The 24,676-nt window shown below is 59.1% G+C and carries 16 protein-coding genes; 5 read left to right on the top strand and 11 right to left on the bottom strand.

Annotation, left to right across the window (positions count from 1 at the left end; all coding sequences use genetic code 11):
* Positions 1–14 precede the first annotated feature (14 nt).
* Positions 15–551 carry a 2,4'-dihydroxyacetophenone dioxygenase family protein gene (locus tag HUW35_RS09405; RefSeq protein ID WP_181255352.1) on the bottom strand — a complete coding sequence of 179 codons (537 nt, stop codon included), beginning with the start codon at positions 549–551 and terminating at the stop codon, positions 15–17.
* Positions 552–825: 274 nt separating this feature from the next.
* Between HUW35_RS09405 and HUW35_RS09400 the strand changes: the two genes are divergently transcribed.
* The gene (locus tag HUW35_RS09400) at positions 826–2,046 is read left to right on the top strand and encodes a family 1 glycosylhydrolase (RefSeq protein ID WP_181255351.1); all 1,221 of its coding nucleotides are present in this window, start codon (positions 826–828) and stop codon (positions 2,044–2,046) included.
* Between the two features lie 149 nt (positions 2,047–2,195).
* On the opposite strand, the gene HUW35_RS09395 is transcribed toward HUW35_RS09400, so the two are convergent.
* The 5 genes from HUW35_RS09395 to HUW35_RS09375 form a co-directional block, all read right to left on the bottom strand.
* Positions 2,196–4,685, bottom strand: a complete 2,490-nt coding sequence (locus HUW35_RS09395) for a TonB-dependent receptor (RefSeq protein WP_181255349.1) — start codon at positions 4,683–4,685, stop codon at positions 2,196–2,198.
* Positions 4,686–4,809: 124 nt separating this feature from the next.
* Positions 4,810–6,294 (bottom strand): MFS transporter, encoded by a 1,485-nt coding sequence (locus HUW35_RS09390; protein ID WP_181255347.1) that lies wholly within the window; start codon positions 6,292–6,294, stop codon positions 4,810–4,812.
* Positions 6,291–7,442, bottom strand: a complete 1,152-nt coding sequence (locus HUW35_RS09385) for a trans-acting enoyl reductase family protein (protein WP_181255346.1) — start codon at positions 7,440–7,442, stop codon at positions 6,291–6,293. The genes HUW35_RS09390 and HUW35_RS09385 overlap by 4 nt, the downstream gene beginning before the upstream one ends.
* Before the next feature lie 103 nt (positions 7,443–7,545).
* Complete coding sequence (locus HUW35_RS09380) at positions 7,546–9,927, bottom strand: PQQ-binding-like beta-propeller repeat protein (protein ID WP_181255344.1); 2,382 nt, start codon at positions 9,925–9,927, stop codon at positions 7,546–7,548.
* A 120-nt stretch (positions 9,928–10,047) separates the two neighbouring features.
* Positions 10,048–10,797: a hypothetical protein gene (locus tag HUW35_RS09375; RefSeq protein WP_181255342.1), complete on the bottom strand. Its 750-nt coding sequence runs from the start codon at positions 10,795–10,797 to the stop codon at positions 10,048–10,050.
* Positions 10,798–11,071: 274 nt separating this feature from the next.
* Here HUW35_RS09375 and HUW35_RS09370 point away from each other — a divergent pair, with 274 nt between their 5' ends.
* Positions 11,072–13,204, top strand: coding sequence for a TonB-dependent receptor (locus tag HUW35_RS09370; RefSeq protein ID WP_255463593.1), 2,133 nt, complete (start codon positions 11,072–11,074; stop codon positions 13,202–13,204).
* 8 nt (positions 13,205–13,212) lie between these two features.
* Here HUW35_RS09370 and HUW35_RS09365 read toward each other — a convergent pair whose 3' ends face one another.
* The gene (locus tag HUW35_RS09365) at positions 13,213–13,782 is read right to left on the bottom strand and encodes a hypothetical protein (RefSeq protein WP_181255340.1); all 570 of its coding nucleotides are present in this window, start codon (positions 13,780–13,782) and stop codon (positions 13,213–13,215) included.
* A 533-nt stretch (positions 13,783–14,315) separates the two neighbouring features.
* Between HUW35_RS09365 and malT the strand changes: the two genes are divergently transcribed.
* The 3 genes from malT to HUW35_RS09350 all read left to right on the top strand — a co-directional run bounded on the left by malT (position 14,316) and on the right by HUW35_RS09350 (position 20,022).
* On the top strand, positions 14,316–17,042 hold the full coding sequence (gene malT / locus HUW35_RS09360) for an HTH-type transcriptional regulator MalT (RefSeq protein WP_181255338.1): 2,727 nt from the start codon (positions 14,316–14,318) through the stop codon (positions 17,040–17,042).
* A gap of 163 nt (positions 17,043–17,205) precedes the next feature.
* Complete coding sequence (locus HUW35_RS09355) at positions 17,206–18,864, top strand: alpha-amylase family glycosyl hydrolase (protein ID WP_181255336.1); 1,659 nt, start codon at positions 17,206–17,208, stop codon at positions 18,862–18,864.
* A gap of 552 nt (positions 18,865–19,416) precedes the next feature.
* A complete protein-coding gene (locus HUW35_RS09350; RefSeq protein ID WP_255463591.1) occupies positions 19,417–20,022 on the top strand; it encodes a L,D-transpeptidase family protein in 606 nt (201 codons plus the stop codon).
* Positions 20,023–20,085: 63 nt separating this feature from the next.
* Here HUW35_RS09350 and HUW35_RS09345 read toward each other — a convergent pair whose 3' ends face one another.
* The 4 genes from HUW35_RS09345 to HUW35_RS09330 form a co-directional block, all read right to left on the bottom strand.
* A complete protein-coding gene (locus tag HUW35_RS09345) occupies positions 20,086–21,207 on the bottom strand; it encodes a hypothetical protein (protein WP_181255334.1) in 1,122 nt (373 codons plus the stop codon).
* Positions 21,207–21,950, bottom strand: a complete 744-nt coding sequence (locus HUW35_RS09340) for an OmpA family protein (RefSeq protein WP_181255332.1) — start codon at positions 21,948–21,950, stop codon at positions 21,207–21,209. The genes HUW35_RS09345 and HUW35_RS09340 overlap by 1 nt, the downstream gene beginning before the upstream one ends.
* On the bottom strand, positions 21,950–23,332 hold the full coding sequence (locus HUW35_RS09335; protein ID WP_181255330.1) for a hypothetical protein: 1,383 nt from the start codon (positions 23,330–23,332) through the stop codon (positions 21,950–21,952). Before HUW35_RS09335 ends, HUW35_RS09340 begins: the two co-directional genes overlap by 1 nt.
* 61 nt (positions 23,333–23,393) lie before the next feature.
* Entirely contained in the window at positions 23,394–24,605 is a 1,212-nt protein-coding gene (locus HUW35_RS09330) for a class I SAM-dependent methyltransferase (protein ID WP_181255328.1), read from the bottom strand.
* Between the last annotated feature and the right edge of the window lie 71 nt (positions 24,606–24,676).

Below are 24,676 nucleotides of genomic sequence, written 5' to 3'. Positions count from 1 at the left end.
TAAATTCAGGGCACTCACTCGCCGATCACAATCGTTTTCGCACTGGAAGAACCCTGCATATCGCACAGCATGCGATAGCCGTTCAGCATGGTCTGGGCGTCCACAATCATGTCCAGCTCGCCCTGCTCATCGAGCTGTACGTTACAGCCATAGATTGCAAACCAGACGATGGTCGGGCCGTCCTGATCTTCTGGAATCATCAGGGTGTGGCGGCTACCGGCGGGCTCGAACAGATAGCTGCCGGGTGCGTTGACCGCCTCCGGAGACTCTTTGTAGAACCAGCGGCCTTGCAGGGTCACCGCAAAAACCTGGCCGGAATGGTAGTGGGGAGAAATCTTGGCGCCCGGCTGAAAGCGGTTGAACACCACCCATAGGCCCTGCTTCACATCTACCTGCACCACCTTCACCTCGACGCCTTCGGCGATGGTGACGAAATCCAGGTCGTTTTCAGCGATATGCAGGGTCTCTGCGTGCCAGTCGGGAATTTTCGGCAGGGCCGCAGAGATCTGTTCGACGTCCAGCGGTGCCTCGGTGGTTGCGGATTCAGACATGCTGAGTCCTCCTTCTGCTTTGACTTTATTGTTGATCTTGGTCATGGCCGTTGCCGCCCCGGATACCTGTGAAAGCCCCCTGAACAGCAACACCTCATCACGCTTTTAAGCATATGCTTAAAGAATTTAATGAATACACCCATCAAAAGCAATGCTATTTACATCTTTTTTTGAGCAAACACTTAATAGCGATCTTAACTAGTGATAGTCTTGGCAGCGCCCCTAGCACCCGCTAGCCAGCAGTACGGGCACAGCGATAATGGAGAATAAAAGCATGCCATCACTACCGGACTTCCTCTGGTCTGTCGGCGAAGAGGGCTCGGACCCCTGGGTATCCCGGGGCAATAGCCAGTACCGCATGGACCAGTTCACCTACAGTCAGCACCTGGAGCACCAGGACCAGGACCTCGCCGCCATCGCCGCCACCGGCGTGCGCTATGTGCGCTACGGCATGCCCTGGCGCCTGAGCGAGCGCTCCCCCGGGGTATTCGACTGGACCCTGTGGGACCAGGCCTTTGCCGCCTGCGAGCGCGCCGGTCTCACCCCGATCATTGACCTGCTGCACTTTGGCCTGCCGGACTACTGCGACGGCTTTGGCAACCGCGAGTGGATCAGCCACTTCAAACGCTATGTGTCTGCGTTTCTGCGCCGCTATCCCGAGCCGCAGTACTTCACACCGGTCAACGAACCCTGCTTCACCGCCCTCGGCTCCGGCTATCTCGGCGTGTGGAACGACCAACAAGCCAGCGAGCCCGATTTCCTGCGCCAGCTTGCCTACCTCACCCTCGCCAACCTGGAAGCCCTGGCGCTGATTCACGAGGACCGAGAGGCCCTGTGGGTGAGCGCTGAAACCTTCAATGTCCAGGTTGGATCCACCCCGGAACTGCAGGCCGAGGCCGAACGCCGCCGTCTGTATGGCTGGCTGGTCTGGGACCTGCACCTGGGCATAAACCCGGCGCCGGAAATTGCCGAAGCGCTGTCCCAGTGCGTGGAGCCCGAAGTCATCGCGCGCATTCGCCAGCTCGCGCGCAAAGACCACCTGCTTGCCGGTCACGACTTTTATCCCAACGGCGTCCAGTTACTGGACGGTTCAGAAGACACCCTGTCCATCGATGAGCGGCTGGCCCTGTACGAGGCGGATGCCCGGCGCTGGTACAACCGCTACCAGGTGCCCTTCTGGATTTCCGAAACCTCCAACTTTGGCCTCGATGTGGGCGACCAATCCGAGTGGCTGGAGAAATTCACCGCGACGATTGCCAGAATGCGCGCCGACGGCTTACCCCTGAACGGATTCTGTTGGTACAGCCGTGGCGACCAGTACGACTGGGGCACCCTGATGCAGGAGCCCAGCGGCCAGGTCACCGAAGTAGGCCTGTATAGCGACAAGCGCGAGCCACGCCCGGTGTGTGCGCGCTTTACCGAACTGGTCAAGGCCGGCACACCAGTCGCGGCCACCACATCTACCGCATCCGCCGAAGCCGCCCTGGTGGATTAAGCGGGTAGCACATCAAAAAAAGGGGGCCGCAATGCGGCTCCCCACGCCCAATACCCAGTACCCAATACCTGGGAGGCCATTTACATCAGCAATGAGATCCTGTGAGTTTCTCAAACGTTAATTTCCAATCCTTTTTAAAACTGCGCGGTTTAAAACTGCGCGCGCAGTGACACTCCCAGCAAACGATCTGCTTCCTGGGGTCGGTACTGCACGATGTTCGCGGACGAACCGGTAATGAAGTCCTGGAACATGGACGTCACGTAGTTTTCCCCGGTCAGGTTTTTCGCAAACAGCGACACCAGATAGCGGCCGTCTTCGGTGCCGAAGCCGAGGCTCGCATTCCACAGGCCGTACGCTTCCTGCACCGTGCGCGGGTTCTGGTCGAGGCTGAACTGCACATCGTCCTGCCAGCTGTAGCTCAGCTGGGCAAAGGTCATCAGGTTGGTGCCGGTGAGCACGCGCTGGTAGCGACCGTTCAGGTACGCTTTGAGATCCGGCGCTACCGGCAGGTCGCCACCGGAAAGGTTTTTGCTATACGGGGCGGACGCCGTGCAATCCGGATCTTCCACTTCCGGTGCGAAACAACGCGCACCCTCGTACTCCTGGATTTCCGCGTTTAAATAGGTCAGCGCACCGTTGAAAGACCAGTGCGTATCCGGCTGCCACTGGGCATCCAGCTCCAGGCCCTGAGTGCGAACCTCGCCCACGTTGGCCAGCACAAATGTCTGGTCCGCACCGCTGAACTGCTCCGCCTGATAATCCGCATAGTCACTGTGGAAAGCGGTGGCCGCCCAGAAACCGAGCCCCTCGGCAAAACTGCCTTTGATACCCAGCTCGAAGTTGTCCGAGGTTTCCGCGGCGATTTCTTCCAGCACGTCACCGGTTGCCATGCCGCCGGCGAGCGCACTCGCGCGGATCTCACCGGTGGGGCCTTTGTAACCGCGGGCATAGGAAACGTACGCCATGGCGTCATCACCCAGCCGCTTTTGCAGGCTGAGCTTGCCGGACAGCGCACTGCCACTCACTGCATCCACATCCGGTGCGACTGGCGCTGCACCAAAACCGAGGCCGGGCAGCGGGTTGGGAATGTCCACGGCGAAATCGAGCTGGGTGCGGTCGTACTGATAACGCAGGCCTGCCAACAGCTGCACGGTTTCAGTCAGGGCGATCTCCCCCTGACCAAACACCGCATAGTTTTCTCCGCGCACTTCTCGACTCAGCCCGGATACGGTGAGCGCAGGTACACCCTCCACATCCGGCATCCCCATCAAAGCACTGGCGGTAGAAAGAGAAACGATGGTGCCGGTGGGATCAAAACAGGGGCTGCCGAAATCCACCGGAGAAAGGCTTGGCGCAATCGGAAAACCGAGCACAGCCGGATAGGTACAGAAGTCAAAATCCCGGCGCACCCGGTCCTTCAGCTCATACTCGCTGGCATAGAGGCCGACGATGTAATTGAGGTCGTCGCCCGCCGGAGAGGTCAGGCGGATTTCCTGGGAAACCTGATCGATCTGCTGATCCACGGTCTGATGGAAATTCATGGGTCCCAGTGCACCCGTCGCGCTGGGGAAGGGGCTCAGGTACAGGGGCTCGCGCAGGGCGATGGGCTGCTCGTCCACATCGTCGGTCTTATCCAGTTGCCACTGGCTGCCGGCAGTAACCGATGTCAGCGTATGGCCGGATGCCATGGACCAGTTCAGCGTTACCTGGCCGCCCTGCTCTTCGCGCAACTCCCGATCAAAGCCACCCGCCGATGATTCGCGGTTGCGCTCACCGGGGGATACGCCATAAGCGCCGAGCACAGCGGCCAATCCCGGATCATTCACTTCGCGCCACTGCAGTTCGAAACCATCCACATCGCGCTCCAGCGAATAGGCGGAGACATTCAGGTCGACCGAGTCACTCAGTTGTGCGGTGATTTTGGCGCGGGCGGAAGTGGAGGACTGGCCATTGACGCGCTCGCCGCTAATCCCGTTCTCGATAAAGCCGTCGCTGTCGCGCTGGGTCACAGAAAACCGCGCCTGTACCTTGTCTGACAGGGGGCCGGTGACACTGGCTTTGGATAAGGTGTCGCCACCCTCGGTGAACTGCACTTCGGAGGAAGCACCGAAATTATCTTCCGGGGCCTTGGTGACCAGGTTGATCAGGCCCGCAGAGGCGTTTTTGCCAAACAGGGTACCCTGGGGACCTCGCAATACTTCTACCCGCTCCACATCCGCCAGATCGAAAAATGCCTGGGCAGAGCGGGTCATCACTACACCGTCTACCGCGAATGCAACGGTGGGCTCCACCTGTACGGAAAAGCCCACGCTGCCCATACCGCGAATGCCGATATTATCGTTATTGAAGTTGAGTGACGGCGCCACATTGGCAAGATTACTCATGGTGGTGATGTGCTCGCCATCCAAAAGCGCGTCATCAATCAGGTTGACCGATACCGGCACATCGATAATCCGCTGCTCACGTTTTTGCGCGGTGACCGTCACTTCTTCGAGTGTGGCCGCTTGTGCCTCACTGTTGGCTACCGCGGCAGCCAATGGAGAAAGTGCAAAAGTGGCCAGTAGCGTGGTCAGCTTTACGGCTGCGCGGCCGCGTCCATTGCCGCGTCCATTAAATGGCTTGTGGTGGATGCCCATCATCGTATCCCTGCTTATTTTATTTATCGGTATACATCACTCACGCACCGGGAGTGCGCGAGTGTCAGGCTATCCCGACTTCAAGATAAGCGCCCACGACATGGGATGTCCGATAGGACGAATGGGCTCAGGACGATATTGGTGAACGGGCGCGCAATGCGGCCTGGATTTCTGCGTGCCGTTTGCGGGTGATGCGGTACTTTGTAGCGAGATAAAAAGGGATCAAATACAGCGCGGGGATCAGCAGCCCCCCGAAAACGCCGAGACGGAAAACGACATCCGGCGCAACAGCGTCCGGCACGGCACCGGTGGGCAGCATAACAACATGCTCAAGTAGTAGCCCCACCACCAACACCCCCACACCGGAGACCGCCTTGCTGGAAAAAGCGATCGCCGAGGAGAAGACACCTTCCTGCCGCAATCCGGTTTCCAGCTCCTGGGCGTCCAGGGTGTCTGCCACCATGGACACAAACATAATAATGGTCACGCTCAGTGATGCCATACGGAAGACTTCATTGGCGACCAGAATCTGCAACAGCAGCGGGTCACCGTTGGCCGGCAGAATATCCAGCAAGCGTAAACTAATAATGGTCAGCCCATCGGCCAGAGAGAAAATCATCGAGCCTAACAGCAAATCTTTTTTGTCCAGCCATTTCTGCATTGGCCCCACAAGCGCCGCACCGATCAGGGCACCGATGCCCCCTATGGCAAGCCAGCGCAGATCCTCCGCGGAAAAGCCCCAGAAGTAGGTGTGAAAATAGATTTCAAACGCGGCGATAATGCCGGTGAGCACCGAGGCCAGCAACAGCCCTACGAACAAAACCAGAAAATCCCGGTTTTGCATCGCCAGGCGAATATCCTGCAGTGCCACCAGAAAGCTGAACGGTCGGGTGGCGGTGGATTGGCGCAAGCGCGGGATTTGTGAAACCGTAAGCTGGGTGGCGATCAAGGCAGTAAGAGACACCGCCAGTGCCAGCACCAGGGCAAAACTGGAATAGGCATCCGGGTTCAACTGACCTTTTTCGTACAGCTCACTGGCAGGGAAAATAAAACTCCAGCAACACCACACAAACGCCACGCCACCCAGCGCACCCACCACGTAGCGGTAGGTAATAATTGAGCTGCGTTCATAATAGTCGTCAGACAATTCTGCGAAGAGCGCACTCCAGGGCACCAGAAAAAACGTCATGGCGACTCGGGAGGCACTGGAGAAAAACAGCAGCCAGCCGAACAGCGCCCACTGGGAAAGATCGGCGGGCGGTGAAAACAGTAAAATCAGAGTGCCGCCGAGCGGCAGCACTGCCGCATACATCAGTGGATGCCGGCGCCCCAGCGGTGTACGCAACCGGTCGGAAAAGGAGCCAACCAGTGGATCGGTTATCGCATCCAGCACCACCGAGATCATCAGCGCGGCGCTGGCCAGGGACGCAGGCAGGTTTAAGACCTGAGAATAGAACAGTAACAGAAAGGTATTGAACGCAAAGGTCTTGAATGTATCCGGCAGTGCGCCCAGTGCCTGAAAGAGCTTGACCCTCACCGACAGTCTTGCTGCCGCCGGGCGCTGCTCCAATTCAATCGAGGCCTCGCCCTGCCCCATCTCTGCCGCGCTCAACTGACAGTGCTCTCTTTGGGGCTGGCTTTTCGCATGGCGTCTGCTGTTTGTGCGGCGCCGTCTCTTCCCGGCGGCTGCTGATTTTCAACAGGCACATCTTCTCGACGGACGCCATCAAATTGCAGAATAAAGTCGGCGCCAAATGCCGTGGCCGGGGTCTGGTACCCCCTTGGAATATCCTTGCCGGCGACCTCGCGCGCGCTGCGCAACGCGGTGTGCGCCGTGAGCGTGTAGGCCTCCGGTGTAGTCAGACGTGCGCGAAAAGTTTCGCCTCTAAAATTTTGGGCCTCTGCCATCAGGTATTGCATGGCCTTATCGCGAGCACTGTCTTCCGGTCCATCGGGCAACAGGCGAATGACACCACTCAAAAACCACTGAACTAGTGCGCGATTGAGCAAAAACGCCTTAATAAACAACCACAGCTTGTTGGAGGGCTTTTTCTTAGCGGGGAAAAACACCTGAATATTCTGAATACCGGTGGAATACCAGGCCGTGATCAGATCCCCCCAGGCGGCACTGGCAAACAACTGCGCGCCATCACCGCAGTCACGGGTACGGGTCGCCGGCACCAGCTTGCGGATCAGCTTGCCGTTCTCCCGCAGCGGCACACCCCCACCAATCATTCCCAGACCAGAGCGCATGGTCCCCTGGGACATACCCGCACCACCGGAGAAGAACATCTCCAGTGATTCCGTATCCTCCAGCCGGCTTTTAGCATAAGCCGCTAAACAGTCGGACGGCACCACGTCGAACCCGGCACCGCTCAGCAGAGTGATCCCCGCCATGCGCGCCCGCTCGTGAAAGCCGGCGTGATCCTCATACACATCCAGCTCGCCGGTGATATCCACATAATGCACGCGCCCACGGATACAGGCTTCGCGGATGGGCGCCGCGGTCTCGCGGTAGGGTCCCGCCAGGTTCAGCATCACGTCGCACTTCTGCACCAACCTGTCCAGCGCTGCACTATCGGCGAGTGATACCACTTCGTACGGGAGACCTAACTCACTGCCAAGGGCTGACAGCTTTTCTTCGCTGCGGCCGGAAATTATTACTTGTAAAGACTGTTCAGCGGCGAGTTTGCTGACCAGGCGACCGGTATAACCAGTAGCCCCATAAATCAAAATCCGGGGTTCGGTTGTATTTTTCATTATTCTTCCAGATCGATGCGAGTAAGGATTCCAATACAATGATCAAATCAGAAAATGCCGGCACATAACTGTACCGGCACTTTCCGTCGCACAATCAAAAAAATCAGTTGTAAACTTCGGCTTCGAGCAGCGAGAAGCCCACAATGGTGCCACGCTGCACCAGTTGCAGGCGGATATACCGGGCCGACGTACTGGCGAAATTCACCACATCCGCGCCACCGTCCCCGTTAGGCACACTGGCCACGGTATTCCAGTTGCTGTTGTCGTTGGACACCTGGATGTTGTAGTTGGCCGCGTAACCGCCGTTGCCGTTGCCACCTTCCCACAACAGATTGACCTGGCTGAAGGTCTGCACACTGCCGAGGTCGATTACTGCCCACTGGTTATCGATAAACCAGGACAGCCAGCGGGTTCCGGTATCACCATCGGTAATATTGGAGGGCGCACAGCAGGGCTCCTGGGAGCTGACCGTAACGGCCGCATTCAAGGCCAGGTTGGTGCCGCTACCGCCACCACTGGAAGAGCCGCCGGAGGAGCTACTGGAAGAACCTCCGGTGCTATCCTGGGCAAATACGGCAGTCACCGACAGGTTGCTGTTGACCGTGATGGGCAACGGGTTGCTGGTACTGCTGATATCGCCGGTCCAGTTTGAGAAGCTCCAGCCGCTCGCGGCGGTAGCGCTCAGGTTGATGTTGCTGCCTGCGGTGTAGGTGCCACCACCGGTCACGGAACCGGAGCCAGAGGTACCAGTCGTTACTGTATAGGTGTCCGGTTCGGAAGGTGCGCCGCTCAGGCGATAAGCCTGCAGCATGTTGCCCTGCCCGCCCGCACCGGCGCGGTAGCCGCTGTCGGTAAACAGCATATTGCCGGCCACGATCGGCCAGTTAGCATCGATGGCTCCGCCATTGCCCTGCACGCCATTGGTGCCCATGCGATCGAACACCGTATCTTGCAGCCACAGCACGCTGCCGTTGTCGGCATCGAAGGCCATCAGGTAGCCAGACAGGGTGCCGGCAAAGACCACGCCATCGATCACCACCGGATTACCGGAGATTACTGGTTTGTAGTTTTTGCCATCGCGCGCACTCCAGAATTCGGTGCTGTTTTCCCACACGATATTGCCGGTGTTGATATCCAGCGCGTACATACCCGGCGTGGCACCCTGAGAATTCTGCAATTCACCAGAACCGGTCCCGGCGAGGAAATCGAATACCCGCTCCGCCTTGGGCCCGGTCTTGTCACTCACCGGTACGTATACCAGGTCGCGGCTATCGTCGATGGCAAAGCCCCAGTGCACACCACCGTAGGTACCGCCGACACCGATGCGGGTATTCCACAGCAGTTGGCCATTGTCGGGATTGATACCGAAAACGTCGCCAGATTTCGATGCTGCAATCAGTACATCGCTGCCGTCCAGGCGCTTGGCAAGCGTCGGCGTGGCGTTAAGGTCAAAGTCGAGCGCGTTGTCGATGTTAATATGGTCCGGGTCACAATTGGGGGGCTGCTGGCCACCGAACAACACCCAGTCGGTACAACCGAGATTGAGGATATCGTTGGGGATCCCCTGGAAGGTCCACTTTTTGGCACCGGTATCCAGATCCAGAGCAATTACCGCGTTACCGCCATTGGTCTGTGGCCCGGTGTACTGCTGGCCGGTGCCCACATACAGGGAGTTGCGCTCGGCATCCACGAAGGGCACACCCCAGGGGTTGGCACCGGAGGGGCCTTTTGCCGGGTCACCTGCGTATTCATAGCCGGGCACCTGGTCAATGGTGTAGCGCTTCCATTTCAGATCGCCGGTCCAGGCATCCAGCGCCAGCACGATGCCACGGGAATCACAGCAGGCATAGTTGGTGTTGTAGGCTTCGTTGATTTCGTTGTTGGACAACCCGAGATAAACCGTGCCGTTATGCAGCGCTACCGAGGAACGCGAAGACACAAATGGATGGTTGTCATGCTTGCGGCGCCAGATCAGATTGCCAGTGACATAATCACGTTTGACGATTTCTGCATTGGCATTGGTGTAATACACCGCGCGGCCGCTACCGTCGATGTTTTTAGGGCCGAAGGTAAATCCGCTGGCCACTTCCGCCGCTTCGGTTTTCTGCCAAACGATGCAGCCAGTTTCTTTGTTAAGCACCGTGACGTTACCGCCAGTATCACCCACGATTACCGCTTCGCCGGTGACACCCAGAGAGCTGCGCCCGCCGAGTAGCCAGGGATGGCTGTAGGTCCAGGCCAGCTCAAGGTTGCTGACATTGCCTTTGGTTATGGTGGTGTTTGGCTGGTAATGGTTTGCGGACAGCGGACCGCTCTGACCGGCGCCGTGGCCACTCCACATAATCCCGGAGTTTGCATTCAGCCCACCAGGGCAGCTGTTTACCGGGCCGGTGACCGCTACGGGCTCATTACTACCACAGCCGGCGACAAACGCACTGAACAGTGTTGCGCCCAGTAGCAGCCGGACTTTTGAATTGATTTTCATATCGCTCACTTAGCGCTCAAAGCGCTTGCCATTATTATTTTTTGAGGCAACTTGCGCAGGCAGCGCAATCGCCCCCGCGCAAGTTGATGAGGTACAAATATATAAACCCGCCAACTGACTTTAAAAGCCGCAAGCGACCTCGTAAATCGGGTAGAACGGATTGTCGATATCGCTGTTGGGGTCGGTCTGCCCTTCCTCCAGCGGCACCACGGTTCCACCGGCCAGGGTACCGCCGTAGAAACCACTGGGCATCAGGTCAGCCCAAGGCTGCGGCAGGAAATTTTCCAGGTAAACGAAGCCTTCACGCAGGATCAGCTCATCGGTGGGATTGGCATAGGTCTGGCCACTGCTCAGCAGACAGCCGTCTTCGCTCAAGCTCATGAAGCCGTGCGTACCGTCATCATTTTCGGGCGCTTCGCCGTAGGTGGTTACGATGCGATTGGTGGTGTAATGCTGGATTTTCAGTTCCGGCGCTTCGCAAGAGCCAAAACTGAAGGTGTAGTAGCTACCGTCGTCGGTATGACACATGGGTTGCACTACTTTCGGGTAACCGAGAGGAATGCCGGTGTCATACCCGATCTGGTTGTTCAGCGGCTGGTAAATGGGCCACCAGTAGTCTTTGCCGTCATAGTTGATACGGATCTGGACTACACCCTCCAGATAATAATCACCACCAGCCATGGAGCCGACCACACTCATTTGGGGACGGGTGGGAACAGACATGCCGGGCAGGTCCGGTATTAAAGTTGCATATTCTGCGTGCTGTTCCGCGGGAATGTCCCGCACGATCATAATACTTTCGCCACGACATGCGCCGAGCAACAACACAATCCCGAGGATTGCCAGTTTTTTCATGGTTAACAAGTTCATCGCTATATTCCTAGCCATTGTGCGTTATTGTTTGGCTCACTACTCCGGCCTATCAGCCTCTGAGCGCAATCAACCTGACAAGGTTACCCCCGCGATTCCATGACATCCTGTGTCCGGTTCCCCCATTTTGTCGGGGAACTGCTCATCCGGTCACACTGGGATAACATTTCGTCGGCAAACGGCACCTCTACCTTTACTCTTTGCGGTGAAAATCGTTATCGTTTTTCTGCGATGATGACAGCCCTGTGCGAGCGTTTCCGCCCGGGAAAAGACAATGACCGATAATTTCGATAACAGGAATCCGACCGCGATGAGCTCTTTCCACAAAACCCTGATTGCCAGCGGGCTAATGCTCGCCACAGGCGGTAGTGCTGCTGCAGACACGCTTTCCGGTAAAGACCAGCGGGACACATTGGAACAGCTGACCGTCACCGGCACCCGCGAACTGCGCCCCAGTAGCGAGCAAGCGGAATCTCTCTCGGTAGTCGGGTATGAGGCACTACAAACCATCAGCGCCATCCATCCCAGCCAGGCCCTGGCCACCGTGCCGGGGGCGTTTATCAATCGCGGCAATGGCCAGGAGAGCCTGATCGCGCTCCGCTCGCCGGTACTCACCGGTGCCGGTAGCTGCGGTGCCTTTGCCATCACCCAGGACGGAATTCCCGTGCGCGGCACCGGCTTCTGCAACGTCAACCAGCTGTTCGATACCAGCTTCGAGCAGGCCGGACGCATCGAGGTATTACGCGGACCCGGCACGGTACTGTACGGATCCGATGCCCAGCACGGGGTGATCAATGTGTTGAGTGCGGCCCCGGTGGATGGACGGGAATCCAGCGCGGTCATTGAGGCCGGGGCGAATGACTACCAGCGTATCAAGCTGGACCACAGCAGTGGAGACTCAGAAGGCGGAATGCGCATTGGTTTTAGCGGCGCACGGGATGGCGGCTACAAAGACGACTCCGGGTTTGACCAGCAAAAAATGCAGATGCGCCTCGACGGCAGCTGGGCAGATTGGTCGGTCCGCACCCTGGTGAACCTGAACAACCTGAATCAGGAGACCGCGGGCTACGTTATCGGAAAAGACGCCTACAAAGATAAAGATCGCAAACGGGAAAACCCAAACCCCGAAGCCTTCCGCGATAGCCAATCTGCCCGCGCCCAGATACAACTGACGCGCACCCTGGAAAATGGCAACCAGCTGCAAGTTACGCCCTATGTTCGCTACACGGATATGGAGTTCCTGATGCACTTTCTGCCAGGTACGCCGCTGGAACAAAATGGACAGAAAGGTGTCGGCGTGCAGACGGCGCTGCGCCACGGCGACGAGTCGCTGCAATTTATCAGCGGGATTGACCTGGAATATACCGCGGGCTGGCTCAAGCAAAGCCAGGATGGCGGCTTTTCGGTATTCCCGGCGGGCAAGCATTACGACTACTCCGTCGATGCCGCCGTTGTCGCGGCCTTTACCCAGGCCGAATTGCAGTTCAGCCAGGCCACCACCGGCAAACTCGGTGCCCGCGGCGAGTACCTGAGGTACGAGTACGACAACCATATGATCGGTGGCGACACCAAAGACAATGGCGACATCTGTGTCAGCGGTTTTACCGGTGCCATCGGTTGCCGATATTCGCGTCCGGATGACCGCAGCGATGACTTCGCCAATCTTTCGATCAATGCCAGCCTGATCCACGCCTTTACCGATGACATGAGCGGCAGCCTGCGCCTGGCCCACGGCTTCCGCGCCCCCCAGGCCACCGAGCTGTACCGGCTGCAAAACGGGCAGACGGTGGCGGAACTGGATTCCGAATCCATCGACAGCCTGGAGGCGAGCCTGCGCCAGACTTCGGAATCATTCCGCTACAGCCTGACCGCCTTCTACATGGAGAAATCCGATGTGGTGTTCCAGTCGTCTGAGCGCCTGAACCTGAGCGACGGCGAAAGCCGGCACTTCGGGCTTGAGTACGAGTGGCAGTGGATGCTGGCGGACAACTGGCAGCTGGGCGCCGCCGGTACCTTTGCCCGGCACCAGTACACCAACAATGTCAGCGCGCCCGGCTCCGGCCTGATCATGAGTGACGGCAACGATATCGACACCGCGCCCCGGGCGATGCACAACGTCAATCTCTCGTGGCAGGCGAGCGAGTCCACACAGGTTGCGCTGCAATGGCAGTACATCGGTGACTACTACACCGATATTGAAAATGAACACCGGTACGAGGGTCACGACCTGATTCACCTGCGGGCACAGCAGGCACTCGGCGCCAACACCACGCTTGGGCTGCGGGTAGAAAACCTCGCGGATGTGGATTACGCCGAGCGCGCCGATTACAGCAGCCTCGGCGGCGGGGACCGCTATTTTATTGGCGAACCCCGCAGCGTCTACGCGGACCTGCGTTTCCGTTTCTAACACCCACCTCAGAAACGATCGGGACGGACCACCACCGGTCCGCCCTGATTGATGCCCGGGGCTTTCCAGATGGCCTCCCAACGCAGCTTCCATTCCAGTGGCCAGCTGATCGCGCAGCGGGGGCCGCCATCGCGCCAGATACCGTGGCTGATGGTAGGGCGCTGGGCGTCCCAAAGATAGTTAGAGAGGATGCAGCAGCCGATGGAGTGGCTCAACAGGATGACCGGGGCATTGTCACTGGTGGCCTTGGCGGCCCGCTCGAAGGTCTGGTAGATAGCCTGCTGGGCCTTTTCGTAGTTGCCGCCGCGCTGGTGGATGTCGGCGAGCTGGGTGGAGGCTTCGGCGAGGCCGTACAGCATGAACTTACGCGCCCGCAGGTAATCCATATCCCGCTTCTGCATGGCGTCGAATACACGCTCCAGGTTGGGCTGCAGATGGCCCTGACAGAGGATGGTATCGGTGTGAATGCGCGACCAGTCGTCTCCCAGGGCGGACTTGAGTGCCCGAAACAGGGGTTCGGCAAAATCTTCGTTCACGGCGCCCATGCCCGGTGCCGCGAGGATTACCAGGTCGGCCATTGTTCGCTCCCCGCAAGTGTGCTCTTGGTGTTGTTGGTTTTATTGTTGGATGCGAATACCACGCCGGGGTTTGCCCGCGCATCGGTCAATTGTGCAATCTGTGGGATAGATCTGTAATTAACCGTGACACAGATACCACAATCTTGGGAAAGTAACACTGGATGGTCACAATGGGAAGAAACGCGCCAGAAAAGAGCCTTTTCGCGCCACGCGAACCGCGCAGACGGGATTTTTCACAAAAACTTTCAGATTTTTTCGAGCCGCGAGGAACTCCAGCGCCAGCACCTCGTCAAACAGTACAGTTCCCCTGATCACGTTCGCCGTGTCAGCGACTGGTGATCGAACTCTCTCATCGTATCTCTGCTTTAAGCCGGCCTTGCGCCGGCTTTTTTATGGCCGGTGTCCCGGCCTACACCCCCTCGGGGGAGGACGCGGTCCAAACGGGGGGCTGGCACACTAAAGTTGTACAATTGCGCCTGCGGGGGTATTGGTGTGTGCATCCCCCGCCCAAGCCCTGACGACCGGTCAATGCCATGCTACTAGCCTCCAAGTACAGCCTCCCCGACTGCCCGGAACACACGCTACAGCGCCCCCGGCTGCTGTCTCTTCTGGAGCAGAGCCAGAGTGACCAGCTATTGCTGGTGACCGCCCCTGCCGGCTACGGCAAAACCACCCTGGTCACCTCCTGGGCCAGCGAGCAGGACAACCCGGTGGCCTGGTATTCCCTGGACGGGGGCGACAACGAGCCCGGTCAGTTCTGCCGCTACCTGGTGGAGAGCGTGCACCGCGCCACCGGCAACGGCGTGCCGGAAACCAGCAAGATCCTCGCCGCCCAGCACAATCTCGACCCCTCCCTGGTGATCAGCCAGATGCTGGCAGAGCTGCGCCAGTTGCCGAGCGAGCTGCGCATCGTCCTTGACGACTACCACCAGATCGACAACCCGGTGGTGCACGATGCCACCCGCTTCCTGTTACGCCACGCCCCTGCCGGTATCGGCGTGGTGATTACCAGCCGCAGCCAGCCCCCGCTGGGTCTCGGCGCCCTGCGCCTGCAGGGCCGACTACTGGAGCTGGGCCCGGAAGACCTGGCACTCACCATCGATGAAACCACCCAGCTACTCGCCCGCCGCCTGCCTTTTGCCCTTGGCAGTGACCGCGTGGCGCAGCTACACCAGCTTTCCGAGGGCTGGCCGCCGGCAATACAGATGTTCGCCCTCTCCGTGCGCGACCAGGAAGAAGTGGACCGCTACCTGGGCGAACTGGAACAGGGCCATGGACATATCCTCGACTATCTGGCCGAAGAAGTACTCGAACGGCTTGAGCCGGAACTGCGCCAGCTACTGGCGCGCACCTCCATCCTGACCCGCGTCAATGGTCTGCTGGCCGAGCGACTGAGCGGCCAGGGCGGCGGTCAGCAGCAACTGGAGACCGCGGCCAGTCGCGGCCTGTTCCTGCAGGCGCAGGACTCCAGCCGCCAGTGGTTCCGCTTCCACCCGGTATTTGCCCGCTTCCTGCAGCGGCAACTGTCCGACAGCAATGAGCTGACCCAGCTGCATCAGACCGCCAGCGACACCTGGCAGGAGCTCAAGCAGCCCCTGGAAGCGCTGCGCCACGCCCTCAAGGCAGAAGACCGAGAACGGGTTCACCGGCTGATCGCCGAACAGGGCGAGCAGTTCCTGCGCGAGGGACAGTTCCGCGTGCTGAACGACAGCCTCAACTGGCTGGGCGAAGACCAGATCAAACGCCACGCCTCTTTTACCCTGCTGGCCGCCCGCCTCGCCCGCGACAGCTTTGACTACGAGCGCTGCAACAAACTGTTGGCAGCCGCCGAGAGCTGGCTGCAACGGGAAGACCCCGGCCAGTGGCAGGATTTCGAGGGCGCCTTTGCCGCCATGCGCGCCCAGGTGTCCATTTCCCGCGGCCAGATCCTGAAAGCCAAGGAGTATGCTCAGGAAGCCCTGGAGCTACTGCCCGAGGATCAGGTCAGCGAGCGCATTGCCGCACAACTGGTGATCGGCGAAACCAGTTTCTGCCTCGGCGAGCTGGATCAGGCCATGCATCATATGGAAGCGGTGGAGAAAGCCACCCTCGCCCGCCAGGATATCCCTAACGCCGCCTGGGCACTGTGCCAGCAGACCGAAATCGCTTTCGCCAACGGCCTGCTGAAAAAAGCCGCCGCCCTGCAGGCCCGCGCCCAGCGCCTGGTGGAAGAGCATCACCTGGTGGGCCTGCCCATCTCCGAATTCATCTATCGCCTGAAAGGCCAGCTGCAGTGGGAAGCCGGCGATCTCGACGGCGCTGCGGAATCCGCCCGACGCGGAATGCAGATCAACCGCAAGGTCGGCGAGCGCTGGCTGCTGCCGGAATACACCCTGCTGTTAAAGGTGGCACTGGCGCGGGGCGACAAGGACGAGTGCCTGGAATGGATGGAGCGGGTGGAACACCTGCTGACCGGCGAGCAATATCACCGGGACTGGGTAGCCAATGCCGATGCCGCGCGTATGCGCGTGTGGCAGGCTCTGGAAAATACCGATGCCATCGCCACCTGGCAGGAGCAGGCGGACCCGGTGGCAGACCGCCCCAGCAACCACTTTGAACAGTGCTATGGGCGCAACCACGTACGCGCGCTCATCTCCCTGCACCGCTGGTCCGATGCCAACCGCCTCCTCGGCCGCCTGCAGCAGGTCGCGGAAGAGTGCGGCCTGATCACCGACCAACTGCGCAACCGCGTACTCGCCGCCCACCTGTCCTGGCTGCGCGAGCGCCGCGAGGCCGCACTGCAACATCTCGGTGCCGCACTGACCATCATGCTGGAAAGTGACCTGACCGCGAGCTTCCTGCAAATCGGCAAGCCCATGATCGTGCTGCTGAAAGCCGCCCTTGAAGAAAGTGGCGAACTGGCCCTCAGCGACGCACAGACGGAAAAGGCCCAGCAACTCATCAAGCTCGCCCAGCAGCAACCGGAGCTTGGCGGCGGCATTCGCATCGAACTGGACGAAACCATCGTGCGCGAAATCCTCGCCAGCGACGCGGTGCCCGATTTCCTCAGGCATTCACCGCTGACGCCGCGGGAGTGGCAGGTACTGAATGCCATTCACTCGGGGCTCTCCAACGAGCGCATCGCGCGGCACTTCAAGGTCGCGCCGAGCACCATCAAGACCCATATCCGCAGCCTGTACCAGAAGCTGGATGTGAAGGATCGCCAACAGGCGATCGCACTGGCGGAGCAGTTGCTGCGCTCAGTACAGGATAAGCCCTGAGCAGCCTCCAAAGTGGCCATATGCGAGGAGTGTCCACCCCGTAAAGTGCCCTTCACCGGTGAGTTTCTCTCCCCCCTCCTCCCCTGCAAGGGAGGAGGTAAGCGACCACCGGCACCGCCATACTGACCCTAACCTAATAAGTATCACAAAACGGACTATAGGCATGAGCGGTAATCCCAACAGCAACAACACCGGGGAATGGTGGCGCAACAGCGTTATTTACCAGATTTACCCCCGCAGCTTTTGCGACGCCAACGGCGACGGCATCGGCGACCTTCAGGGGATCTGCCGCAAGCTCGACTATGTGAAATCCATTGGTGTGGATGCCATCTGGATTTCTCCGTTCTTCAAGTCCCCGATGGTTGACTTCGGCTACGACGTTTCCGACTACCGGGACGTTGACCCGATTTTCGGCACCCTCAGCGACTTTGACCAGGTGATCGAGAAAGCCCATGCACTGGGCCTGAAGGTCATCATCGACCAGATCCTGAGCCACACCTCGGATCTGCACCCCTGGTTCGAAGAGAGCCGCCAGAACCGCGACAACCCCAAGGCCGACTGGTACGTGTGGGCAGACGCAAAGGAAGATGGCAGCGCTCCGAACAACTGGATGTCCAACTTCGGTGGCAGCGCCTGGCGCTGGTGCACCCGTCGCCGCCAGTACTACCTGACCAACTTCCTCAAGGAACAGCCGGACCTGAACCTGCACAACCCGGAAGTCCAGGAACAGCTGCTGGCAGACCTGAAATTCTGGCTCGACCGCGGCGTCGATGGCTTCCGCCTGGACGCCATCAACCACGCGTTCCACAACCGTTCGCTGCAGGACAATCCGCCGCGTCCGGTGAAGCTCGACAAGAACGGCCTGCCCCCGGTGAACAGCTACGAATACCAGTGGCACATCCACGACAAATCCCAGCCGGAGAACCTCGAGTTCCTGCATCGGGTGCGCCAGCTGATGGACCAGTACCCGGGCTCCACCACCGTGGGTGAAGTGGGTGACGACAACACCCACAAGATCATGGCCGATTACACCACCGAAGAACGCCTACATATGGCGTACTCCTTCGACCTGCTGTCGGAAGACTGCAGTGCGCAGTTCCTGCGCGAGACCCTGGAGAAGAACCGCCGTGTGACCGAGGAAGGCTGGCCCTGCTGGTCCATTTCCAACCACGATGTGCCGCGCTCCTTCAGCCGCTGGAACAAAGGGTTTGATACGGAAACCGCATTGGCCCGCGCTCCCCTGTTCCTGCTGATGCAACTGATGCTGCGCGGCAGTGTGTGCCTGTACCAGGGCGAGGAACTGGGCCTGCCGGAAGCAGACGTGGCGTTCGAGGATCTGCAGGACCCCTACGGCATTAACCTGTGGCCAGAATTCAAGGGCCGCGATGGTTGCCGTACGCCCATGCCGTGGTTCAATGGCGGCGAGATCAATGCCGGCTTCTCCAAGGTAAAACCCTGGCTGCCGGTCGCGGAGGAACACTACCACCTGGCGGTGTCCCTGCAGGAAGACGACCAGCACTCAATGCTGAACCGCTTCCGCGCGCTGCTGAAATGGCACGCAGAACTGCCCCAGGCAGTGGCCACCGCGGAACAGCAGATTTTTGATACCGAAAATGATCTGCTGGTATTCGAACGCCGTACTCAGGACGAATGCTATTTCATCGCCCTGAACCTCGGCAGCGAAGCCGCACCCCTGGCGCTGCCGGAAGAGTTTGCCGGTTGCGAAGACATTACCCCGGCAGAGTTCGGTGGCAGTGTCGCCGGCTCGGCAATCGAGCTGCCGGTTGCCGGCGCTCGGGTTTTGCGTCGTAAAACGTCATAAATTTAAACGGAAAGAAAAACACACAAAACGCCCGTGAGGAATTCGGCGCTTATTGTGGAAATAGGTAAGAAATTGGCGCGAGGTTAACTGCCTGCGCCGAACCTTGGACCGCCTGCGGGCTCAAAAGGTTACCTCTCAATAAGATCGTCAACATTTGTTGCTCTCTCGTCAAAGCACGATTCCAGACCTTCTGGAAAGTTTGAAGCCGGCTAATTAGCCGGCTTTTTTTTGCCCGCTATCTCGCGCACTTCTCCGGCCGACGCCTTATAGGAAAAAAGTCCCACAAGCGTACCTGCAGAAACTTCTATAAGCGGCGCCCCTGTCATTCTGATTGAATGTAAAAAGCGCCAAATCCGCACCCTACCATGCCTCTCACTTGCCCTGGTGCCGTCCACCGGAACCGGGTGCAGGCTCATCCCGCGGCCAAATCGGGATACACCGACGCGCCGCTTTGGGGAAATTCACAGGCTCAGGTTATGCACTCGCTGCAGGGGCTCGTTCGTCCCGGAAAAACCGGCCTGCAATTGGCTCGCAAGAGCAGATGAGGTACGCATGCAACGCCCTTCCACTTTTCTGAAAAGCACCTTCAAGAAATTCATGCTTGGCAGCAGTCTGGTACTGGCGGCATCCGCGGTATTTGCGCCGGTTGCCCAGGCCGGGGATTATCCGTATCCCTACCAGCAGCACAGATCCATGACCGATGGCAGCGCCTGGTGGCGCCGGGATGTGGTCGGGGGAACGCCACATATCATCATCGACATCAGTGAACAGCGTGCCTACTTTTACAAAGGTGGCCGCCTGGCTGGTATCTCTCCGGTAGCCACAGGTATCGCCGGCTATCGCACGCCCACGGGCAGCTTCCGGGTATCGGAAAAAAACATAGACCATAGATCCAATCTGTTTGGGCACTATGTGGATCGCGCGGGTTATGTGCGCAAGTCGAGCGTGGATGTACGCAAAGACAAGCGCCCGCCCGGTACTGTATTCCGCGGCGCGTCCATGGACTTCTTTATGCGCATTAACGGCGCAGTGGGCATGCACGCGGGCAAGGTAACCGGGCGTCCGGAGTCCCACGGCTGTATTCGTCTGCCCTGGCATATGGCGAAGATCTTTTATGAGAACGCACCCATGGGCACCAAGGTGACGGTTCGTCAGTAACCGGAGCCAGAAACGAGAAAGGGCAGCGAACGCTGCCCTTTTTTGTTTTTCTGCCTTGTGGCGTTAACCGAGACTACCCAGCACATTGCGCAGGGTCCAGAAATCCCAACCCTCCGGCAGCAGCGCGCGATCTTCCTCTGCGGCCACTATGCCCCGGCGATGTTCCGGCCATGCCAATACCGCCACGCCTTCATAGCCAGTAAAACGATGGAACAATACCGGCGCTGAGAGTTTACGCTCCAGCTGCTCACACAGAGGATGCCAGGACAAGGGTAACTGTCGGCGCACCCTGGACCAGTCGCGGTCACTCTCTGGCGCCGCGTCCTGAGCGGTAACATCCGTATTTTCCCGCTGCGCGCTGAACCGCACGCGGCTGGCCTCCAGGGCGCTGGCATCCGGCAATGTGAGTACGCCCATCGCCTGCTGTTGCGCACAGAGCACACAGGCATCGATGGACAAGCCCAGTTGGGTACCGCGCTCTACCGGTACAAACCAGTCGTGCCCGGCAGGCACCTGCCACTCGCAGAAGCCACAGGTACCGCTGTCGGCAGAACCCGGCTCGATCGCGGAAAGTGCCTGCACCACTTTACCCGGCGCCCAGAAGTTGGCTTCATCACCGGGGAAAAATTCCTGCGCATACTGGCTCACGTGCCAGTGGAAGCTGAAGCCGGCGGCAACGCGCGTACGGTCCCGCGGCCCCAGGCTGCGGAAGCCGCGGTGGTTGACCTTGGCCAGGCAGTATTCGCAGGCGTGGGTGGTATCCAGCCCCGGCGCAGCCAGCGCCTCGCGCGCGGTGCCAATCCACACCGCCTGCGCGGGATCTTCCAGGGCACCGCAGCAGCTCGCCAGGTGCACGCGCTGGAAAAACTCCCGCCGCACCTGTTGATCCTCCACCGCGGCCACATCTACCGCGTAAACCATTACCGGGTGTCCGCGATACATCCAGCCGTGCTCGGTCTGGTCCAGATCACCCAGGGTCACTTCCATACCCTTGATCAGGGCCTGCTCGATAGAGCTGTCCCGGGGCTCGATCGCCTCCTCAGGTTCTGGAGACTCTACGGCTTGCGCCTCGGGCACTTCCTGCAGTGCGGTATCGCCGTCGGCGTCCGCCGCGGCAGACGCAGAAGCCCCCATGCCACTAATGGCCTGGGTGAGCGCTTCCAGATGCCGGCTCCAGCGTCCCATCAGAAGGATTCCTCGAGGATACTGTGGATCTTGGTTTCAGAATTGGTAATCACGCGAAAGGCCACCCGCTTGGATTGGTCGATATTCTCACTGCCATCCGCATTGTATATGGGCCGCGACGATGAATATCCGACCGCCGCCACATTCTGCATCATCCATCGGTTGTAGGACGTGACCGCATCCAGGGTGTAGACAAAGCGCAACACCGAGCGCGCGCGATCCTGCGACAGTCGCAGGTTGTTGAAGTACATGGCGTGGCGGTCGCTGGACTGCCCCCAGCCGGAGCTGGTGTGCCCCTCGATGCGCACCGCTTCGATGGACGCCCGGAACGGTGCCAGTACGTTCATGTAGCGCGGGAAGAACTCCTCGAACACCACCTGGTAGCTTGCATTGAGCTGCGCCTCGCCGGTCTCAAACATGGCATCGGAATTATTGAAGGCGATGGTCAGGGTGTCTCGGTTGATGGTCGCCCCCCAGCGGCGCAGGTCCGGGGCAAATTCCCGCTGCAGGGATTCGTAAATCGCCAGCTGGTTTTCCTTGTACGACATGGCGATGGTGCGTATTTTCTCGCGCTCGATCATCACCGAGCGCATCATCGCCACCGCGATACACAGGAAAACCATCATCAGGCCGGCCATCAGGTCCGACACACTGATCCAAGAGGCATCCCCCTCGCCTCTCTCGCCACCGGTCCCCTTAGCGTATACCCGGCTTCTTCCCTGAGCTCCCGGCCACTGGGCCATTAGGCCATTTCCTCACGGGGGCTGTGCGCCTGCTGCTGGGCGCGCCCGGCGGATTCCGAAAGACGCTGCATCTGCCCGATCAGCTGACGGTAATCCCGGGTGAACTGGCCACTGATCGCGGCCAGGGCCTGCCCCATGGCACTGATCACGCCCTCGATTTCCTCTTCCATACGGCGCTCTACCAGCTGGTACTGCTTGCCGATGGTGTTTTCGGAGTCGCCAATGCTCTTGCGAATAACGTGGCTGAGGGCATCCACCATTTCCTTGTGGGTGCGCGCCTGCTGCAGCGCCAGCTCCTGCATGCCATTGCGATGGGTGGTCACCGATTCCTGCACCAGGGACTGGATAAAGTCCGCATCCAGGCTCGACATCTTTTCGAATGCCCCGGAAACCGCCTGGATCTGGGCGCCGAGCAATTCGCTCTGCTGGGCAATGCTGACCAGGGACTGCTTCATGTCGCTGGTCATGACCTGCTGCACCACATCGATACCTTCCACAAACTGGGCGATGCGGTCACCCAGCTGCGGCATGACTTCCTGAACCTGAGCACTGACCTGTCCGTAACGCTCCAGCTGTACATTGAGCGCCTGCATCTGCTCGCGCACGTCCTTGCCAAATCCTTGCATACCTTCAAAGAATTGCGGCACTTCCGCCAGCTGCTGATGTACCTGCTGCAGATCCCGCGCCACCTGCACCATACCGATAACCGCGGTGTCGCAGTGTTCGGACCAGTACTCGACACGCTCTTCGTGCGCCTTGTATTCCTTGCTCAGCGTGGCCACCATGGCATCGAACTGGGCGAAGTTCTCACCGAAACGGGTCATGTTCTCACCGAACTGCGCTTCCACGCGCTCGTTGAAGCGCTGCACCACCTGTTCCATTTCGGAAACCAGGGCGCGGGAAATCTGTTCGGAAAATTCCGTCAGCTGGTTTTCACTCTGCTTCAGCTGACGCTCCTGCCCTTCCACCAGGGCGGCCTGCATCTGTTGCAGCGACTGCTGTATGTCCGCCAGGTCAGTCTCCGGCCCGGCACTGTCACCGGGAATCGGAATAAAGCGGGTCAGCGCGCGCAAGATTATGGAGAGGCCGATACCGCACACGCTGGTGATAAACGCGGTCTTCAGACCATCCAGCAGGGTCGCGATACTCTGATCGATATCCACCAGGCTGAATTCAAATAGCCCGATAATCACCCCGGTAAAGGTGCCGAGAATACCGAGAGAGGTCAGCAGTCCCGGTGCCTGTTCCACAAACTCGCCGCCGCGACGGACAAACCGGCACACCACCGCCAGGGCGAACAGTGACAGCATCAGGTAAAGGAATCCCTCGGTCACCGCATCCGGGCTGAGAGCAAGAAATACAGAACGTAATAATTCAGACATGTTGTTTTTCTCGAGACTTTTTCAAATAGGTACTCAAAAAGCGTGCTCAAACAGCGTGTATTCAGCCCTTCAGTTGCAGCACAAATTCCTGAAAGGATTCCCCGGTCGGCAAGCGGCCAAGGTGGTGACTGTACAGGCGGTAATTCGGCAACAGCCGCATCAGGTCCGCGGTACTGCCCAGATTGCGCGCACAACGTTTACTGGAAACACCGGTAACTGCCACGCGACCATCCTCCAGCACTTCGAACATCGACGGCCGCTCCGGCTGCTGTGCAGACTTGTACACCAGGAAATGTAGCGTCGCGCCGGTATTCATACGCTCCGCCAGCAGGTCTCCCAGCGCCTGAACCTGTTCCAGGGAACAGTAATTCAGCAGATCCCACAGGAAGGCTCCATCCAGCCGCGCACCCTTGTCAAAACTGAACATGGACTCGCTAAAGCCGGTGCCCTCACCGTGGGTCTTTCTTCGCCACGCCAGGGATGCGTGCAGGTCCTCGACATACAGAGCGCCCACTTTCTTTTTCAGTGCATCGATATTGCGGCCGTTTTTACGCCCACAATCGAGCACGGTACTGGCCGCAGGCAATGCGGCCAGTGCTTTTTCAATACCGGCAAATTCGAGACGCTCATCGTCCTTCACGGTGTTGAAGTAAGCACTGACATCGGAGGCTCCACCACTGCGTACCTGATTGCGTGAGGTGACGCTGTCGTACTCCAGGAAGTGCTCGGTCACGTTCTGGTCCATACCCTCCCGCTTCATCAGTGAATTGAACAGGCTGAACCGGTCCATGCACTTGAGCAGGGTTACCGTGGAATGCCCCTTGGACGGGACTTCCGGGTACTCGGGGTCATCCACGTACTCGAAACAGAAATCCTCCAGCAAGCGAAAACGTCGCGGCTTTTCCGGCTGGTTGCGGCCGGTATAGCGCATGGTGTGCAGAATCGTGCCCTGCTTGAGGTGCGGCTTGAGTAACTGGATAAGGTGTTCGATGACTTCCAGATCGAGGAAGTTGAGCAGATCCCAGCACAGAATGACATCGAATTTCAGGTTGGCGGGCTTGGGCAGAAGGTGCGCTTCCAGTGCCGCCAGCGGATCACTGCAGGATTGGTTTTCCGTCAGGTATTCCACCAGGTCTTCGATATGACACTGGCAATTTAGGCCGAGAAAAGCCTGGGTGGTCCCGGATGAGAGCGGTCCAAGATCGAGGATTCTGTCCCCGCTTTTGACCATCTCGGTCGTTAACGCAGCGAGGCCAAAAGAACGGTGTTGCATCGGTTATCGCAAAGGTTTGGGGCGTGAGCCTGGAATTGAAAAGCGGCGCCGTCAGAGGGAACAGCGCCGCT

This window comes from Microbulbifer sp. YPW1 (assembly GCF_013367775.1).
Classification (GTDB): Bacteria; Pseudomonadota; Gammaproteobacteria; order Pseudomonadales; family Cellvibrionaceae; genus Microbulbifer.
This window is presented reverse-complemented; position numbering and strand designations above follow the sequence as displayed.